Annotated in this window: 12 protein-coding genes; 4 read left to right on the forward strand and 8 right to left on the reverse strand. The window is 46.8% G+C overall.

Features of this window, described 5'->3' with window-relative positions; all coding sequences use genetic code 11:
* Nucleotides 1-49 precede the first annotated feature (49 nt).
* Nucleotides 50-2,683 carry an aminopeptidase N gene (gene pepN, locus Q4Q50_RS13800; protein ID WP_311899774.1) on the forward strand — a complete coding sequence of 878 codons (2,634 nt, stop codon included), beginning with the start codon at nt 50-52 and terminating at the stop codon, nt 2,681-2,683.
* Nucleotides 2,684-3,161: 478 nt separating this feature from the next.
* Nucleotides 3,162-5,054 carry a methyl-accepting chemotaxis protein gene (locus tag Q4Q50_RS13805; RefSeq protein ID WP_311899775.1) on the forward strand — a complete coding sequence of 631 codons (1,893 nt, stop codon included), beginning with the start codon at nt 3,162-3,164 and terminating at the stop codon, nt 5,052-5,054.
* A gap of 137 nt (nt 5,055-5,191) precedes the next feature.
* Here Q4Q50_RS13805 and Q4Q50_RS13810 read toward each other — a convergent pair whose 3' ends face one another.
* Nucleotides 5,192-6,673 carry a diguanylate cyclase domain-containing protein gene (locus Q4Q50_RS13810; RefSeq protein WP_311899776.1) on the reverse strand — a complete coding sequence of 494 codons (1,482 nt, stop codon included), beginning with the start codon at nt 6,671-6,673 and terminating at the stop codon, nt 5,192-5,194.
* A 294-nt stretch (nt 6,674-6,967) separates the two neighbouring features.
* On the opposite strand from Q4Q50_RS13810, the gene Q4Q50_RS13815 reads away from it, so the two are divergent.
* Entirely contained in the window at nt 6,968-7,921 is a 954-nt protein-coding gene (locus Q4Q50_RS13815) for a DUF72 domain-containing protein (protein WP_311899777.1), read from the forward strand.
* A gap of 413 nt (nt 7,922-8,334) precedes the next feature.
* Here Q4Q50_RS13815 and Q4Q50_RS13820 read toward each other — a convergent pair whose 3' ends face one another.
* The 3 genes from Q4Q50_RS13820 to Q4Q50_RS13830 form a co-directional block, all read right to left on the reverse strand.
* Nucleotides 8,335-9,183: an isocitrate lyase/PEP mutase family protein gene (locus Q4Q50_RS13820; protein WP_311889803.1), complete on the reverse strand. Its 849-nt coding sequence runs from the start codon at nt 9,181-9,183 to the stop codon at nt 8,335-8,337.
* Between the two features lie 134 nt (nt 9,184-9,317).
* Nucleotides 9,318-10,787 (reverse strand): inorganic phosphate transporter, encoded by a 1,470-nt coding sequence (locus tag Q4Q50_RS13825; RefSeq protein ID WP_311899823.1) that lies wholly within the window; start codon nt 10,785-10,787, stop codon nt 9,318-9,320.
* A 248-nt stretch (nt 10,788-11,035) separates the two neighbouring features.
* Nucleotides 11,036-11,851, reverse strand: coding sequence for an AraC family transcriptional regulator (locus Q4Q50_RS13830; RefSeq protein WP_311899778.1), 816 nt, complete (start codon nt 11,849-11,851; stop codon nt 11,036-11,038).
* A gap of 84 nt (nt 11,852-11,935) precedes the next feature.
* Between Q4Q50_RS13830 and Q4Q50_RS13835 the strand changes: the two genes are divergently transcribed.
* On the forward strand, nt 11,936-12,652 hold the full coding sequence (locus tag Q4Q50_RS13835) for a type 1 glutamine amidotransferase (RefSeq protein ID WP_311899779.1): 717 nt from the start codon (nt 11,936-11,938) through the stop codon (nt 12,650-12,652).
* A 96-nt stretch (nt 12,653-12,748) separates the two neighbouring features.
* Here the strand turns inward: Q4Q50_RS13835 and Q4Q50_RS13840 are convergent, their stop codons facing one another.
* From Q4Q50_RS13840 to Q4Q50_RS13855, 4 genes are all read right to left on the reverse strand, one after another.
* On the reverse strand, nt 12,749-14,437 hold the full coding sequence (locus Q4Q50_RS13840) for an OpgD/OpgG family glucan biosynthesis protein (RefSeq protein WP_006083981.1): 1,689 nt from the start codon (nt 14,435-14,437) through the stop codon (nt 12,749-12,751).
* Between the two features lie 462 nt (nt 14,438-14,899).
* Nucleotides 14,900-15,334: a PaaI family thioesterase gene (locus Q4Q50_RS13845; RefSeq protein ID WP_012090074.1), complete on the reverse strand. Its 435-nt coding sequence runs from the start codon at nt 15,332-15,334 to the stop codon at nt 14,900-14,902.
* A 184-nt stretch (nt 15,335-15,518) separates the two neighbouring features.
* On the reverse strand, nt 15,519-17,684 hold the full coding sequence (katG, locus tag Q4Q50_RS13850) for a catalase/peroxidase HPI (protein ID WP_311899782.1): 2,166 nt from the start codon (nt 17,682-17,684) through the stop codon (nt 15,519-15,521).
* A gap of 311 nt (nt 17,685-17,995) precedes the next feature.
* On the reverse strand, nt 17,996-19,468 hold the full coding sequence (locus tag Q4Q50_RS13855; protein WP_012588443.1) for a carbon starvation CstA family protein: 1,473 nt from the start codon (nt 19,466-19,468) through the stop codon (nt 17,996-17,998).
* Between the last annotated feature and the right edge of the window lie 415 nt (nt 19,469-19,883).

The raw sequence follows: 19,883 nt of genomic DNA on the forward strand, positions 1-19,883 counted from the left end.
AAGCAAATATCCAAGCAGAAAACAAAACAAATTGTTGAAGGATTCAGTTGTGAACTTGTTTAAAGCCAGTTTTGTTGCCCTTGCCTGCGGCGCATTGATGTCGTGTGCCACCCAAAGCACTCTTAATACGGGTCCACGTGACGCCAGTGCTTACATTAGCCAGTATCAGGCCGCGCTGCGCTCACAGATCATTTCCGATGTTCGCTATGAACTGGATTTTCAGCTCACAGGGGAAGCCGAGTTTTCCGCCACCTCTAAAGTGACCTTTCAATTAAGTGAAATACCAAAACAACTGAGCTTAGATTTAAACAAGGCACAGATAAAACGCTTTATCATCAACGGTACCGCCGTATATCCAAACTATAATGGCGCTTACATTAGCTTAAATACGCGTCTGCTGACCTCGGGTGAAAACACGGTTGAAGTGCAGTTTACTCGCCCTCACAGCACCAATGGCGAAGGTTTGCATCGTTTTAAAGATCCGGTCGATGGCAAGGTCTACCTCTATTCGCATTTTGAACCCGCCGCCGCGCAGCAGATGTTTGCGGTGTTTGACCAACCGGATATCAAAGCCAACTATCAGATTACGGTAACAGCGCCCAAAGATTGGCAAGTGATTAGCACTATGCGTGAAAGCCAAATCACTCCAGCGGGCGCATACAATCGTTGGACCTTCCCTGATACGCCAAAACTCAGTCCGTATAACTTTTCTATGCATGCGGGCCCTTACCACATGTGGCAGGACAACTCGGGCCGCTATCCGATGCGCCTGTTCGCCCGTGAATCTGTGGCGAATCAAGTCACACCGCAGGATTGGTTTAACTATACCAAACAAGGGTTAACCTTCTTCGATAACTACTTTGGCATTCCATATCCCTTTAAGAAATATGATCAAATTCTGGTGCCTGATTTCCTCTATGGCGCCATGGAAAACGCGGGGGCTGTGACCTTTGCCGAAGATCATTTCCTCTATAAAGCAGCCATGACGGCAGATCAAAAACAAAGCCTAGCCGGCGTTATCATGCATGAAATGGCGCATCAATGGTTTGGCGATCTCGTGACCATGAAATGGTGGAATGGCCTGTGGCTCAATGAAAGCTTTGCCTCCTTTATGGGCACGCTTGCGACTCAGGAGGCGACCGAATTCACCAATGCTTGGCGCACTTTTTACGCTAAAGGCAAACAAAGAGCCTATGAGCAGGACAGCTTAGTCACCACGCATCCGATTGAAGTGCCAGTGGCAACAACCCAAAACGCCTTCGACAATATCGATGCGATCACTTATCAAAAAGGCGCATCGACACTGAAACAACTGCGCCACTTGCTGGGCGACATGGTGTTTCGCCGTGGAGTCAGCAATTATTTAAAACAATATAGTTATCAAAATGCCGAGTTAGATGATTTTATCAATAGCCTAGGCAAAGCCGCTGGTCGTGATTTAAGCGCATGGACTCAAGAATGGCTCTACAGCGCGGGCGTTAACACCATCAAGGCGGAATATCGCTGTGAAGGTAACCGTATCAGCGACTTTAGCTTGATACAGCTCCCAGCAAGCGCTGAGCTGCCAACATTACGCGAACAAAAAGTCCAAGTGGCACTCTTTACCCAAGGCCGCTTCGATTTGCGCCATGACGTCACAGTGCCAGTGACTTACAAGGGGGAGCGTACCGAAGTCAAACAACTGATTGGTGAGCGCTGCCCAGACTTAGTCTATCCAAACTTTGATGATTGGGGCTTTGTGAAAGTCGAGCTAGATGATAAATCCTTTAACACCGCAAAACAGCAGTTGAGTAATGTGTCAGATCCACTACTGCGCTCTATGCTGTGGCAAAGTCTGTGGGACAGCGTTCGTGAAGGTAAATTGAGCTTAGATCAATACCTAAGCACAGTATTTGTTAACGCGCCTGCTGAGACGGACTACACGATTGTTGGTCAGATCATCGATAGCATGTTGCGCTCGAAGCAGTATCTCGCACAGATCGCACCTATACAGCAAAACTACGCTGAGAATGCAATCAAAGGCTTAAGCCAGATGAGCCTTAGAAAAGCGATGGAAAGCAAAGGCGATAATGACTTCCAACGTATTTGGTTCGATGCGTATGTCAGTTTAGCCAGCGACAGGGATTCATTGCGCCATTTAGCGCAACTCGTTGACGGTGAGACAAAAATTAAGGGATTAACCTTAGATCAAGATTTACGCTGGGCGATCATCACCCAGCTCAATCGCTATGATTTCCCTAACGCGCAGCAACGTTTAACCAAAGAAGCGGCTAAGGATAATTCGGACTCAGGCGAAAAAGCTGCGCTTGCGGCGCAAGTGATCCGCCCAGAAGCGGCGGCCAAACGTCGCTGGTTAAGCAAGGTTCATCAAGACAGCCTGCCTTTCTCTAAGCAACGGATCATTATGGAAAATCTTTATCCTGCGGAGCAGAAACTATTGAGCGCGGCTACGGCGGAAGAACGTCTGGCGAGCTTGAGGGATATGGATAAAAAAGGCCCTGTGTTTATGCGTAACTACGCTCACAACTTGATTCCTACTGATTGTAACTACACTAGCATAGCGGCATTGGATAAAGTGCTTGATAGCCAAACTGGATTATCGAATCTCACCCGCCGCAATCTATTAGAAACCCGTCAAATTGAACAGCGCTGCGTGCTGATCAAAAGTAAAATGACCCAATGATATTTAAGCCATTTTAGAATTAAAAAGGAGCTTCTAGAAGCTCCTTTTTTGTGCGGTAATAGATGGAAGCTAAGCTCGAAACATAACAAAAAGTAACGCAAACAACTTAACGTTAAATAAACAAGCTAGCATTCTGAATCAATTAATCGCAATCGAAAAACGGTAACATAGTTAATTATATCGTTAGCGAGAATCGGTATGTTTTAATGGCTTAGTGACGGTAAATAATGATATTCGTCATCTGTAAAATATTATTTTCTCTTCGATTCAGTCTTCTCAGTTTATCGAGTAAGCATTAATAACAAATGGCTTACCTAATCGTTATTTGCATAAAAATCATGCCATTATAAAGCGACTGATTTATGGGCGTCATGTCTAAATTTATTACTATAATTTCTCAATGCTTTAATGTTTTGTCTCTTACAGCCGCTATACTAAAACAACGTTAGAGCGCTAACGGAATATAAAGGAATAGATTATGCGATCGACACTCAAAACACGGCTGCTGTTCAGCAGTCTTTCCGCTGTACTGATCACTATTGCTGTACTCGTAAGTATCTCTAGTTATTTCATTAGAAATAATGCGTTAGAAAACACTCAACATGAAATTGACCAACTGGCGAATACCTTTTCATCCGGTATTGGTCAGTGGATGCAAGACAGAAAAATGGCCATTACCAGCCTAAAACAAGCCATTGAAGCCGATCCAAGTACAAACGTTACCCCTCATTTATTGCAAGCGCATACTGCGGTTGACTTTGCCCTCACCTATTATGGCGACGAGCAAGGCAACATGTATCGTCAAGATCCGTCTCTAAATACCGCGAATTATGATCCCCGCGTTCGCCCTTGGTATATGGACGCTAAAGCTGCCGGTAAAATGATCATGACGGCGCCCTACGTCAGCGCCACACTGAAAAAACAAGTCGTGACCATTGCCGAGCCTGTGATGGGATCAGGACAGCTGATAGGCGTGGCCGCAGCGAACTTAACCATAGATCAATTAACCGATGCGGTGCAGCGCCTCGAAGTGCCGGGCGAAGGTTATACCTTGATGGTCGATACTGCGGGACTCATCATCAGTCATCCCAATAGCCAGCTCAATACCCAACAACTCACGAAAATTGATAGTGATTTTAGTAATAGCTGGTTATCACAGCGCACCAATGCCAATACAATGGAAGAACGCACCCTCGATGGCGCCACTAAGTTAGTTTATGTCGCGGCGATACCCTCGACGGACTGGGCGCTGATTTTCGTGATGGATAAACAAGAAATCATGTCACAGGCAACCGATCTTGCCTGGTGGATGTCGGCCGTAGGTGTCGCCCTATTAGTGCTATTTGGCTTGATTTTAATCGCGATTTTCAAAATCCAATTCAAAGATCTCGAACGCGTTGCTCAAGCACTCAATGATATCGCCGAAGGTGATGGCGACCTGACTGTGCGCATTCATACTGCCAACAGTCACGATGAAATTGGTATGTTGGCATCGGGCTTTAACCGCTTTGTGGAACGTCTCCATGGCATGATTTCCCGTATGCACAAGATTGCAGGTCAATTGGAGCATCAAGCCCAAGGCAGCAGCGCTTCGGCCACAGACAACAGCCAACGCATTGAAGTCCAACAAGATGAAGTGACTATGGTCGCCACGGCTGTCACCGAAATGGCCAGTGCCACCGAAGAGATTGCCAGCAACGCCGAGCACACAGCACAAACGGCGCAAAATGCAGTCGGGCTTTCGAATCATGGCCACAAACAAGTCGCCCAGAGTCAGCAATCTATCCGTAATTTAGCCAGTGAAGTTGAAACTGCCGGCCGAATTATCGGCGAGCTGAATGAGCACTCACAGAAGATCAACAGTATTCTGTTAACGATCAGTGGCATCGCCGAACAAACCAACTTACTCGCACTCAACGCGGCCATTGAAGCCGCGCGTGCGGGTGAACAAGGTCGCGGTTTTGCTGTGGTTGCCGATGAAGTTCGAGTACTGTCACAACGTACCCATTCATCGACCCAAGAAATTCAAGCGATGATCGAAACCCTCCAACAAACCGCCGGCAAAGCCGTTAAATCTATGACTCAGAGTCATGAAATGGCAGAAACCAGTGTGGCCGACGCCAATTCCGCCAGCGAAAGTTTGTTGCTGATCAGTAAAGCCATTAATGATATTTCAGATATGGCGAGCCAAATTGCCACGGCAGCTGAGGAGCAAACTTCAGTCACCAGCGAAATCAACCGCAATACTGAGTCGATTCGTGAAGTGTCGGAGAATCTCTCGATTGAAGCGCAAACCTCTATGGTGCAAGCGCAGGAACTCGCCCACTTAGCCGCGTCATTACAGCAGGAAGTGAATCGCTTCAAACTGTAGAGTCATCACGGACTCTATACCCTGATGCCGTAAAAGCGCTACATACAATAATGCCCGCGAATGTCACTGACATTCGCGGGCATTTCTTTACACATTCCAGTAATTCAAACTCTTGCGCTTGAACGTCTCAATCGAACTCACACTATCTTAGTCACCTTGTTTTCAAGGTTATTTAACTCAGTGTCTTTTAATTCACGGTCTTCTAACTCAGTGTCTTTTAACTCAGGAGCCGCTGTGAAAGGATCTGCATGCAGGTTTCTCAGCCCTTGATAGCCCATTTCAATGCGATTGCCCCCATTCTTCTTGGCCTTATACATGGCCGCATCCGCACAGGAAAGTAACTGTTTTTCGTCCGTGCCGTGCTCCGGATACAGGGCAATACCGATACTTGGCAGAATATGGATTTGCTGATCGGTAAGCTCAAAGGGTTGATTGAGGACTTGTAATATTTTTTGCGCTGCCAACAGGGTATTTTGTGCCGAATCAACGCGCTCAAGTAAGATGACAAACTCGTCGCCCCCAAAACGCGCTACGGTATCAGAGCCCCTTACACAGCTGACAATACGTTGTGCTGTCACTTGCAGCAATAAATCGCCCACACTATGGCCAAAGGTATCGTTCACCCACTTAAACTTATCTAAGTCTAAATAAAGTAAAGAGAAATAACTTGATTCCCTATGGGCTCTGGATAGCGCCTTTTGAAACCTGTCGTAAAAAAGCTCACGATTGGGCAACAGGGTTAGCTGATCATACAGCGCAATATGCTCTAATCGCGCTAGCATTTGTCGGCGTTCAATCGCGAAGGCAATTTGCGTAGAAACAAATTCCAATAACTCACGGTCTTGATGAGTATAAGAAGCCGAAGTGGGCAAGCTATGCATCATCAAGGCACCAATAACGCCCTTTTGCAGTTTCAGTGGCACGCCCAGCCAACTTAAATTGCCATTACCCAGCTCTTCGCGAATAGCTTGTGGATACTCAGTTAAGCTTAAGGGGCATAGGAGTAATGACTCTGCACTGTGGATCACTTGCTCAGTGAACACGCTGAAACTGGCGATATCGACCAGTGAATTATCCCCCGCGGCGGCTTTATAGGGGAAACTGAGTTCATTCAAATCCTGATCGTACAATGCAATGGCAAAATTTGCCGCAGGTAGCAATTTCGCAATAATTTCATGGATACGGCGGTATAGGGCTAGCAAGTCCTCAGCAACATGCACAGCTTCAGAAATCTCATACAGGGCTGCTTGTCGGCGTTCGGCGTTTTTACTTTTAGAGATATCCCTCGCCACTGCCACACGTTGCTGGTGAACCTCGGACCAGCGGGCAGACCATAAAATATCGACAACTGTGCCGTCTTTACGCACATAACGGTTTTCGAAATCGACCTTATAGCGGCCAGTCATAATCTCATTGGCAGTTGCGAGTGTGCGTTCTCTATCTTCAGGCAGCACAAGATCGAGCATCTGCATACCTATCATTTCCGCAGGCGTATAGCCAAAAATACGTTCAGCCCCCGCACTGACAAATTCAAACCGCCCAGTTTTATCAACGACGCAAATAGCATCCAAAAGAAGGTCAATAAAATTGCTTAGGGAAGTGTAGCCATCATTATTCACACCGTTCTCCAATCAACGTCTGTATTTGGCTAAGTAATAAGTCTGATCATAAGCATAAAAATAATAATAACGCACTATTAGAGTAGGTTAATTTTCAATGTCATTCCAGAGTTGCCCAAGTTGGGCTCGGCTTTTTATAGGATTAAATGCAAACAAAATCAAATACAATACCCTAAGCCATCAGCGGCGAGATTTGACTCTAGACTAAGGGTATCGGCACAATGCCCCAAACCCTAGCCTACATCAGGCTAGGATTGCATTGGCAAATGTGAATAAAATTTAAGGAAGGTCTTTTTGGATGAGTTGCGTTCTGGGTTAAATAAACCGAGTCATTTTCGCCTTGGGCTAGCCATGTGGTCACACTCAAATTGGCAAGAGAGTGTCTATGGCCATGGGATTAAACAAGCGGAGCGACTCGCCCGTTACGCCACAATATTCAATACGGTCGAAGGCAACACCAGTTTCTACGCAACGCCAGCACTGCAAACCGTGATGAACTGGCACAGTGCCACGCCCGATGATTTTCGCTTTACTTTCAAGCTGCCGCAAACCATTACTCACCAAAGACTATTGCAACACTGCGGCCAAGAGTTGAAGGATTTCTTCCAAGTAATGGCGCCATTAATCGATAAAACGGGGATCTGGAAAATTCAACTTCCCGCCCATTTCGGCCCAGAAAACTTACCTGTGTTAGCACAATTTCTCAATCAAGTCCCCCAAGGATTAACCTATGGCGTTGAAGTCAGGCATGCTGCGTTTTTTGCGAAGGGAGAAGCCGAGCGTGCACTTAATCGATTACTTATCGATAAAAAAGTGAATCGCATCATCATGGATAGCAGACCCTTGTTTGCCCTGCCGCCCAGCAACGCCGCCATTATCGACGCCCACAAGAAAAAACCGCGGGTGCCAGTGCATGCGATTGCCACCGCCAACAATCCTGTGGTGCGCTTTATCGGCCAACCAGACGATGCCGTAGCACAACTCGCGCAGCAAGGCGTAAGCGCTTTGCCTAAGGATAACGATGCCTTTTTTGATAATTGGCTAACCCAGCTCCCGCTGTGGCTCGCAGAAGGTCGGGAGCCCTATCTGTTTATTCATACTCCCGATAATGAAACCGCGCCTGAACTGGCCATCCGTCTCTATCAAACATTGCGCAGCCAAATTGCAGCGCACATTCAACTCGCCGAGTTAAGCCTACTTGAGAAGATACCTGAGGAGACAAGTACGCAGATGGGACTTGCTTGGTAAAAGGGCGCGAGGTAAAACGGACGTAAGAAGGAACCCACGGCAAGCTCGCCGTGGGTATATACCCAAACAACCTGAAGATGCAGGATTCAGCGGGCTGATGTTAACTGAATGGTAACGCACTTTAGGCAAGGCCATTTATTGCTCCTGCATAAATGGCATTCACGCCATCCATGGCGATTGCGGTTATTTGCAGGCCTAGCGGGATAAGTTAAAAATAGCCAACACGGCATAAAGTGCGTTACCCCGTGGTTAACATCAGCCGCCGGGACGGAGCGCCCAGGGCACTCCACTTCCGTGTTGCATCAATTCAAAAGGTGGCCGACATTCTGTCATTAATGCGCCTTGAATTGAAGCACCCTGGGCGCTCTGAAACTCGTATCTTCAGGTAGCTTGGGGATAGATTAAAAACAGCTTTAACTCGGGATAAATAAGTTATTCATTTGTTCAAAATCAAGGGCAATGACTTTATATATGAAGCCATTATCAGCGGCAATAACCGCATCTTTTGGCTGTTGCTGAAACGGCTTTGCCTTAATTGAATTTAACAAAATTGGATTAAGCAAAGTGTCATAGGCTTGTAAAAATGAAGCCGGACCGGTGGAAAAACGCTGCACACCCGCTGCAAATAACTCGTCGATATCCATCTGCTCATTCAATAGCATAAAATTCAGTGGCATATCCACAGCGGCAGACAAGCGCTTAGCGGTCTCGACCTTGGTCGCGCCAGGGATAAAGCCGCCATCCGCGCCAGCAGCCTGATATTGAGTTAACCTATCGATTGTCATAGCGACCGCGGCATCACCACTGGCTAAGCCCAGTAAATACACATCGGTTCGCGCATTAATAAATAATCCTTGGCAACGAGGATGGGCGCGAATAGCCTGAATTTTTGCCACCATCTCAGCAACACCTGCACTGCCATCCTCAATATTAATCCCTGCTACGCCAAGCTCAGCGAGCTGTGCAACAAAAGCAGCAACCTCATCGGGATCTTGGCTATAACCAGATTCAATATCTAGCGTCACGGGCACTCGGCTCAGCCGTAGGATATGGTTCACTGCGTCCAATAAAGCCGCTTTAGGTAGCGCTTGGCCATCGGGATAACCGAGCGACCAAGCCAATGCCGCGCTACTGGTCGCAATCGCACGGGCGCCCGATGCTTGGATGATGGCCGCACTGGCGGCATCCCAAACGTTAGTTAATATCAGCGGCTCTGATTGTTGGTGTAGTGCTTTGAAAAGTATTCTAAATTGCTCAGCCATCTTATGTCCTTGTTAGTGTTGAAAGCTCAACTCTAACAAGATGGCTTAGGTCATTATCGCGGAAAACGGCACTGAACCTAAAGGCCAAGCGCTCAAGGCTTGGCTATGTGTGCATTCAACTTGAGTATTCTTAGCTAACCCCAAAGTGCATTGGCAAGGATAAACACGCACGCAGAGAGCAACATAGTAATAGGAAGCGTCAGCAGCCAAGCGAGCATGATTTGCTTAATTGTTTGGATCTGAAGCCCCGAACGATTAGCCACCATAGTGCCCGCAACGGCGGAAGATAAAATATGAGTCGTCGACACAGGCATGCCCGTCATACTGGCAATCCCAATCGATACGGCAGCGGTGACCTGTGCGGCAATGCCTTGGCTGTAGGTCATACTCGATGAACCAATTTTCTCCCCCACGGTATACACAATCCGTCGCCAGCCCACTAACGTGCCGCAACCCAGCGCAGTCGCAATGGCAATAATCACCCAAAGAGGCGCATATTCAGTGGTGCGGGTGAGATCCTTGCGCCATTTAGCCAATGAGGTTAGATCTTTCGCGGGGAGATCTAACTTCGCCACTTGGCGAGCCGTATCATCGATACACAAGAGTAACCGACGTACCTCGCGCCGCTCTTGTACATCCATGTCTTTGTAAGTCGAGACTTTTGCCAAGCGGCGGTCAAGTAACGACATCGCGGGTAATACATTTTCAGATGAGCAATGGGCCAGCATATATTCGGGGACGTTTGCTGAAGCGCTAAAGTCGATCACATCCGCTATAACGGCTTGATTGCGATCGTAAATTGCCATAATGCGCCGACTGGCATCTTGAGTTCGTTCCAAATCATAGGGTTGACTGCCCATGTCCAAGGCAAAATACGCCGGTGCCATACAAATCAGCACTAGCATCACTAGGCCTATGCCCTTCTGTCCATCGTTCGAACCATGGGCAAAACTCACCCCCATAGCAGAGACAATTAAACTCGCCCTTGCCCAAAATGGCGGGTGTTTTTTGCCATTAATCTGCATCTGCTCATCGGGAGTGCGGTGAATTTTATGTTTCTGCCAGACGTATTTCATGATGAGTAGAAAAATCCCCGCCATCACAAAACCTAAAGTCGGCGAAATGATTAAGGACAACATGATCTGCGAGGCCTTAGAGACATTAATGCCCTGCAAGACAGGCTGATGATTCATCCAAGCGAACGCGCCGCCCACGCCCATTATCGAACCTATCAAGGTATGGGAACTCGATGCCGGTATACCAAAATACCAAGTGCCTAAGTTCCAGATAATTGCCGAAAACAGCAGGGAAAAGACCATCAACAAACCTTGGGTCGAATCCATGCCGAGCAAGGAATCTACGGGCAACAAATGCACTATTGCATAGGCCACACCTAAGCCACCTAATAGCACACCTGCAAAGTTAAAGAGCGCAGAGGTAACGACCGCAAGATTGGCTGGCATAGCCTTGGTATAAATAACCGTAGCCACCGCATTGGCCGTGTCGTGGAAGCCATTAATGAATTCATATGCCAATACAAACAGTATCGCAAGCACTAAACCCACAGACCAAGCAAAGCCTAACGTTGTGAACATTTCAAACATAAAATACTGACCCATGGCGAGAACGCCCACAGATTACGCCCAAGTTTGGCCTCTTTTACAGTGAAAAATTATTTAGATTGTCAAAAAGTGAATTAGTCCTCAATAACTCAGTAGCATGCTTGCAATTAACACTGGCTTGATTTTATTCGGCCAAATGAATATCTGTGCCGCGAAAAGGGGCAAAACATTGATTCAATGTTAAATAATTCAACTAAAAGCAGTATTAAACGCAATAAATCGTAACAGGATTATATCCCATGATCGCCTAACCGAAATCGCTGTGGCGTCATCCCAAAACGCTCCTTGAAAGCTTTGATATAGGATGAATCATTTTGATAACCGATTTGGTGAGCCACATTCTGTATTGATAGGTCAGTAGCCAATAACGACAGCGAATAGATCAGCCGCAAATGTTGACGCCATAATACGAATGAAGAACCAAACTCCCTCACAAATAGCCTCGACAATGTTCGTTCCGATGCCCCAACCATCTCCCCCCATTTCACTAAAGAGAAATCTAAAACTGGCGTTTGGGTTAAATGCTCAAAAATCAATTTTAGGCGTCTATCTTTGGGTATCAGCAACTTAAAAGTCTGTCCTCCCGCACTATTAATTTGATCGTATAGCACCTCAAGCAAACGCAGTATTGGCGCCTGAACCATTGGCTCAACATTTATTGGGGTATTAAAAGCACATTGTTTTCTGAGTGTTAACACTAACTCCCTTAGAAAAGCACTCATAGCGACGGGTTTAATCATGGCACCATAATCTCGACCATACATAGGATTCAAATAGACACCAATAAAGCAGGTATCAGTAATCGCAACAGACTCATGTATCACCCCTGCAGGCACAAAAAGCGCTGTGGTATGGGGGACCAAAAACAGTGCCCCATTTGCCTCTGTCTGTAACAGGCCTTGAAGTGGAAAAATAAGCTGATGCCAACAGTGCTGGTGTAAAACATCCACATAACCCTTCTGCATCTCAATCGTTTTTATAAAAGAAGGCATATTAGGCGCTTGCTCAATAATGGCGTTAATCGAATCGAGTTGGCGACTTAGCATTATTACTTGTCCATATAACGTTATTCAGCCAAATAAAAAGGATTGTAGCATAGCGTTATCCCATAAAAGACACAGGAAAACTCAATGCAGATTCATTGCATTATCCATGAAAGCTATGAAGGTCCAGGCTATTTTAGCGATTGGGCCGCAAGTAAAAACTACAAAATGAGCTTTAGCAGAGTCTATCTAAATGAAGCTTTACCTGACAATAGTGATGGTTTTGATCTATTAATTATCCTCGGTGGCCCCCAATCTCCCGCGACATGCCAAAGCGATTGTCCATATTTTGATAGCCAAGCAGAACAAAGACTTATCAGGCAAGCTATCCAGACAAATAAAGCCGTTGTGGGTGTTTGTCTTGGAGCACAGTTAATCGGCGAGGCATTAGGTGCCCGTTATCAAAAGAGTCCACATGCCGAGATTGGTTACTTCCCTATTGAACTGACTGCAGCAGGAAGACGTGATATTAGCCTTAAGACATTTTCGACAACTGAAGTGGTCGGCCACTGGCATAACGATATGCCAGGCCTCACTCCCGATTGCGAAGTGCTCGCCACAAGTGAAGCTTGCCCAAGGCAAATAATACGTTACACACATTTAGTTTTTGGATTTCAATGCCATCTTGAATTTATCAGTAGCCAATTAACGCCATTAATAGCCCAAGAACATGCTTTTTCCAGTACACAAAAAATGCCATATATTCAAAGCACTGAGTTCATTCTTGGACAACCAACGACTCGAATGAATCAGTTGCTGGGGCATTTTTTAGATAATCTAGTCTTAACCTATCAAGCCGTATAAACCCAAAAACCTGCAGAGGCAGGATTCAGCGGCTCAGTTAAAACAAAAACGCCAGCTAAGTTAGCTGGCGTTTTAGATTAATGACTCACTAATCGCTTATTGCAGATGACCCGCATTGTGCAATTCACGATCATCCTTTGCAGGCGGATTCCACTGATACATCCAAGTTTCAGACAATGGCTGGCCATCGACTTCTAAATAGACTCTCAGGTTAATCGGCTCAGTGCCGTCTCCGGGTGGCACTACGTCAAACATAGCGCGGTAACCATTAATCGAAGCTAACGGACGGGCAGATTCAATTTCGACTTTACCTTCAGATGCAGTGATCACAGCTTTAACTTGGGTATCTTTGCCTATCATAGGCAAAGTGCCGCCGGCGAAATCCACCACAAAACGCTTACTGTAGTATTTGCGTTTCTGGCCAACTACGCCACCAATCCCAGTGAAAGTATCGACAACACGAGCACGGGGTGATTGAACTGGTGGAATGCCGCCCCAATACATGTTGTAGCTATACAGCAGCTCTTGACCCGGCACAATCGGCTCAGCAGGATTCCAGAAAGCCACTATGTTATCGAAGGTTTCATCCAGTGTTGGGATTTCAACTAACTGCACCGAACCTTTGCCCCAACTGCTGGTTGGTTCAATCCACAGACTTGGGCGTTTATCGTAAAACACGCCGTCATCCTGATAGTGATCGAAGTTACGGTCACGTTGCAGTAAACCAAAACCTTTTGGATTTTCATCGCTATAGGCGTTGAATCGCAGGTTTTCTGGGTTACCTAGCGGACGCCAAATCCATTCACCATTTCCCGTGTGCATGGCTAAGCCATCGGTATCATGGATTTCTGGACGCCAGTCGTAACCGGTGCGGCGATCGTTCTCACCCACCATAAACATACTGGTCAGTGGCGCTACGCCTAAACGTTCAATCGCTTTACGTGGATAAACAGCCACATCCACTTTCATTTTTAAACGCTCACCCGGCTCGATATCAAAACGGTAAGCACCTGTCACACTCGGTGAGTCTAACAAGGCATACACAGTCGTGATATTCGATCCTGGCTTAGGTTTTTCTAACCAGAAGTCGGTGAACATTGGAAACTCTTCAGGTTTTGGCAGCGCAGTATCCACCGCTAAACCACGAGCCGACAGGCCGTATTGCATCTCATGACCCACTGCGCGGAAATAACTGGCGCCAAGGAAGGCGACAACGTCACGTTCCCAATCGGTATTGAACTGCATACGGAAACCCGCAAAGCCAAGATCCTTAGGCAACTGACTGCCTTTCACCTTTGACTTGCCGTAATCGAACATAGAAGGCGAATAGTCGATTAACTTAGCCTTGCCTTCATTCAACTCATAGATGTGAATTGGCGTGTCGAAATACAGCCCTAGGTGGAACAACTCGGCACGAAACTCCGAGTCCTGATCGCGCCACAGTGCGGCTTTTTTCTTAAAGTGGAATTGTTGGTAATCATCCCAGCTCATGCCCTGAAGGCTTTTAGGCAATTCGCCTTTATGGCTTTCATAAGGTTGTGCAGCCATAGTACGGGCATAGCCCTTAAGCCAAGCGTAACTGAACTCTTCACCTTCTTGTGGTGACGCCTGCTTACCCGCTGCACACGCCGAAAGACTCAGCAATACGCTACAGGTTAACAATACGCTGCCAACCATGCGCTGCAAACGGCCGCGACGAGAGGAGGATTGGGCTTCAATCGAAGGTACTGTCACCATCGATTGTTGGTAAACGTTTCTTTGTTCGGGAAATAAATTGGGTTGCATAAGCAGACTCTGAATTGGTGTAACTTCCTGACACTTCCCTGCAAATCTAACTAAATTTGCAGCGATGGCCCTGTGGAGAACTGTTGATGACAGAGGTAACAATACAGCGATCAGCAACAATTCGCCAGAATCTAGCATACTTTCTGTCGAATGGAATATCGCATGCTAGCTATTTTCAATCTTGAAGCCTATTTATGAAAATATGATGAAAAAAATCCGTTATTTACTGAGTTAACATCTATATAAATCCTTACAGCTAACAGGGCAATTGTCGATTTGATTGCTGGTGCTAGCGCGATGTTTGATTGCTGATGCGAGTGCGATGCTAGCGCTCAGATTCGGCATGAGTTAACTCATCAATCCATGGCTTAAAATCGAAGAGGCCGTATCGCCGCAGCACGCGATGGAAAAGCCAAGGCAAAGTGCAGCACAGATACCATTGCATGAGCGCATTGAATTGGTTTACGGCCTTAAAATCATGCAAGTCGCCGTGGCGGTAGCCAGTAATTTTCCATCCTGCGTTTTTAGCGTGCCTTCCGAAATCCCTAAGGACTTAGACAGATTAATCACTCTGCCCTCGGCCACTAACACTTGATGCTTAGGCACAGGTCGAATCATTTTAATATTCAAATCGATAGTACCGTAACCCACACCCGCTTCAAGCAATGTATGCACGGCGCAACCTGTAACCGAATCCAGTACAGTGGCAGCGAAACCACCATGAACGCCGCCCAGCGGATTCAGATGCTTATCATCGGCTGTCGCATGAAACAGCACTGAACCTTCTTCGGCTTGAACCAAGGACATAGGCATAGTCTGGGTGATCGAAGGTGCGGGCAGTTCGCCTTTTGCCATTGCCTGTAAAATAGCTAAACCCGACATTTGCTGAATGTTCATATTCCTACCCAAAATTGATAAACACCATTACAGATTAATAAAAATGACCGCGTAACCACTGAGGATTAGGCGATCATTTGACTGAAAATCCACTTAAGCGCTAAGCCAACCTTCAACACGACAAGGCTTAAATTGGATCCATTAACCACTAAAATAAGACTAACAATATCAGTTAAAGCCAGGCTCAGCGGAGATCAAACCTATCTAAGTTCATCACCTTAGTCCAAGCCGCGATAAAGTCATCGATAAATCGCAGCTGCGCATCGCTGCTCGCGTACACTTCAGCAAGCGCACGCAGCTGCGAATTAGAACCAAAAATCAAATCAACCCGCGACGCCGTCCATTTGGGCTGGCCGCTAACGCGATCCACGCCCTCAAACCTATCTTCCGCTTTTGAGGTGGGTTTCCACGTCGTGCCCATATCCAGCAAGTTAACGAAAAAGTCGTTGGTCAAAAACTCAGGACGCGCGGTCAATACACCCGTTTTAGATTGATCAGCGTTAGTATCTAACACCCGCAACCCACCGATGAGTACCGTCATTTCCGGTGCAGTTAAGGTCAGTAATTGTGCCCTATCGACCAATAACTCCTCCGCAGATACCGAAAATTGAGTGGGATGATAATTTCTAAAGCCATCGGCGACTGGTTCTAGCACCGCAAAAGATTCCACATCCGTTTGCGCTTGTGTGGCATCCATACGACCCGGCGTAAATGGAATCGTCACTTCAACCCCCGCATTTCTGGCCGCTTGGTCAATACCGACACAACCTGCCAGCACAATCAAATCAGCAAGGGAGATTTTTTTACCGCTTTTGTTGAACTCAGACTGAATACTCTCAAGTACTTTCAGCACCTTAGCGAGTTGCTCAGGTTGGTTCACTGGCCAATCTTTTTGCGGCGCGAGGCGAATTCGGGCACCGTTCGCACCACCGCGCATATCAGAACCGCGATAGGTCGAAGCAGAGGCCCAAGCGGTTGCTACGACTTCTGAAATCGTTAATCCAGAGCCAATAATCTTAAGTTTAAGATCCGTGACATCCTGCTCATCAACCAAGGGATGATCAACCGCTGGGATGGGATCTTGCCAAAGAAACGCTTCTGCTGGCACTTCAGGACCCAAATAGCGTGTGCATGGCCCCATATCCCTGTGCGTTAGCTTGTACCAAGCCTTTGCAAAAATCTCGGCAAACTCATCGGGATTTTCAAAGAGTCGACGCGATATTTTCTCGTAATCAGGGTCGAAGATCAGTGCAAGGTCAGTGGTTAACATGGCCGGTACATGCCGTTTTGAGGCGTCGTGCGCATCGGGAATTACCCCTTTACCCGCGCCATTTTTAGGTATCCACTGATGCGCGCCCGCTGGGCTCTTAGTCAGTTCCCATTCATAACCGAATAGATTTTCAAAGAAATTATTACTCCATTGGGTTGGCGTTGAGGTCCAAGTCACTTCAAGACCACTGGAAATAGCATCGCCACCTTTACCGCTTTTGTAGCTACTCTTCCAGCCTAGTCCTTGCTGCTCAATACTGGCGGCTTCAGGCTCAGGCCCGACTAATGCCGCGTCACCAGCCCCATGGGTTTTACCGAAAGTATGGCCACCGGCAATCAGCGCCACGGTTTCTTCATCATTCATAGCCATACGGGCAAAGGTTTCGCGGATATCAACGGCGGCAGCGAAGGGATCGGGATCGCCATTGGGTCCTTCTGGGTTGACGTAAATCAGCCCCATTTGGACTGCGGCGAGGGGGTCTTCAAGATCCCGTTCGCCAGAATAACGTTTATCGTCTAACCACTTATCTTCGGCTCCCCAGTAGATATCGGCTTCGGGTTCCCAAATATCCACCCGCCCACCGGCAAAACCTAAGGTTTTGAATCCCATAGATTCCAGCGCGACATTGCCCGTAAGGACTATCAAATCGGCCCAAGAGATTTTATTGCCATATTTTTGCTTTATCGGCCAGATAAGCCTGCGGGCTTTATCGAGGCTGACGTTGTCAGGCCAGCTATTTAACGGCGCGAAACGTTGATTACCGCTGCCCGCTCCGCCGCGTCCATCACCAGTGCGATAGGTGCCAGCGCTGTGCCAAGCCATACGAATAAATAGTGGCCCATAGTGGCCAAAGTCCGCTGGCCACCAGTCCTGTGAATCAGTCATTAATGCGAGGAGGTCTTGCTTTACCGCGGCCAAATCGAGGGATTTAAAGGCTTCAGCATAATTGAAGTCATCACCCATAGGATTCGACAAGGAAGAGTGCTGGTGCAGAATATCGAGCCGCAGCTGTTTAGGCCACCAATCTCGATTCGTGGTGCCACCAGCAGAATGATGCATAGGACATTTGTTCTCAGACATAACGTGCTCTCCTTCTGTTCGCAAAAAATATTCAAGTAAATAAAAACTAAATGACTTTTGCTGCATGTTTGTACTGCATAACGTTCTCTATCACCGACTAATCGTTTCAATAGAGAAACAAAAACCAGTCTAACGACCTTACCTTACCTCTAGATGAAACGCGATGAATCATCCCATTAAATAATGTTCAGCAAACATTCCCCTTTATAAATTAAGATATTAAAGGATAGTCAAGTTACTGCAGATCATAAAAAAACAAGGGCTGCAAAATGCAGCCCTTGTGTCTATACGGTCAAACTTGGCATAACGGACTATTTCACGTCTGCCACAGGTTTGCGACGATTGTGCGCAATGATCAGCGCAATTAAACAGATAACCCCGACTGCGATACCCACAGGCTGGCTCAAAGGTTGTGGTAAACCCAGACCAATACCCGCAGTCATAATGTAAGAAACCGTGACGCTGGTGCCACCAATGGCTGGCAGGCTGACAATCCAATGGAAGGTCCCGCGATCGAACAAATACTTAGTCGCTAACCACAATACACTGGTTGATAGCAGCATATTTGAGAAGGCAAAGTAGCGCCAAATCAAGGAGAAATCGATCTTCGTCATAAAGTACGCAATCGTGAGAATAGGTACCGCGACAAGTAAACGATTACGCATGCTTTGCGGAATATGGAATGCGTCGATAATCGTCAGTCGCAACGAACGGAACGCGGTATCACCAGAGGTGATCGGGAAGATAGCCACGGCCACAATCGCCATAATGCCGCCCACCACACCGAGATAAGTCGTCGCCACTTGGTTAACCACTAAACCTGGGCCACCTTGGTCGAGCAGACTCTTAAGCTCAACATAACCACCAGGGAAAGCCGCAATACCGGCCGTTGCCCATACACAAGCAACAATACCTTCAGCAACCATAGCGCCATAGTACACGGGACGCACATACTTCTCGTTGGTCAAACAACGGGCCATGATAGGCGCTTGGGTCGAGTGAAAACCGCTAATAGCACCACAGGTAATAGTCACAAACAACAGTGGCCATACAGGTAAGCCGTCTGGATTTGGCTCAAGTAACTCGTTGTTGTAATGGCTGTGATCAAAATAAGCAAACACATCACCCATTTCAGGTAACTGCGGCGCATTGAGCATCAGGGCAACTGCGATAGAAACCGTCATCACTATCATCAACAAACCAAATGCGGGATACAGTTTAGTGATGATTTTATCGATCGGCAGCATAGTCGCCAAAAAGTAATAGGCTAAAATCACTAACACCCAGAAGGTGTTATTGCCAAAGATGGTGTCTTTGAAATAATCGAGATTACTCAGCAAACCTGCTGGGCTCATGATAAAGACCACGCCCACAAAAAACAGTAGCATGGCGGTAAACAGCAACATCACGCCTTTAAAGTAGATATTAAAGTAGTGGCCAGCGATCTCAGGCAAACTCTTACCGTCTTCTTTAATGCTGAGCACGCCAGAAAAATAATCGTGCACCGCACCGCCAATAATGTTCCCCAACACAATCCACACTAAGGCAATGGGACCGTACAAGGCACCGAGGATCGGACCAAATATCGGTCCCACACCTGCGACATTGAGGAATTGGATCAGAAACGCTTTAGCCGGATGAACCGGAACATAATCGACGCCATCTTCGAATCTCGCCTGCGGCGTCTTGGCTTTAGGATCTATACCCGCTTGACGTTCCACAAAGGGGCTATAGAACTTGTACGCAAGCACTAAGAGTGCGATACAAATAAAGAAAATTAACATTATTTAATTATCCATACTTTAGTAGGAGGTGATTTAATGGAGAGTTTCATTGAGTTAGCTACTGAGGTCAAGCAACACCCTATTAGACTAATGTCGGGTTGATTATCTGAAACAGCCACAGGAGTGGGTATAGGTGAATAAATGCGTTTAAAAATAGTTCATCGTACTGTTTATAACGTCAGTAATGTAGCCTGCTATTTTGGCATTCACTGATTGCCGCCTCTTAACCCCTTCACCCTAGGTCTTCCCGTAAATCTTCTCTACCAATAATGAAATGAACACAGCCAATATCGTGTGTAACTGGCGACGGGATGCCCTCACCTTGGCTGAGTATTTCCTGACATCCAATATGAAACCCCAAGTTAAAGCCACAATCGACACTCACAAACTAAACCCGCAATCTACACTACAATCG

It is taken from the genome of Shewanella scandinavica, from assembly GCF_031932065.1.
Taxonomy (GTDB): domain Bacteria; phylum Pseudomonadota; class Gammaproteobacteria; order Enterobacterales; family Shewanellaceae; genus Shewanella; species Shewanella baltica.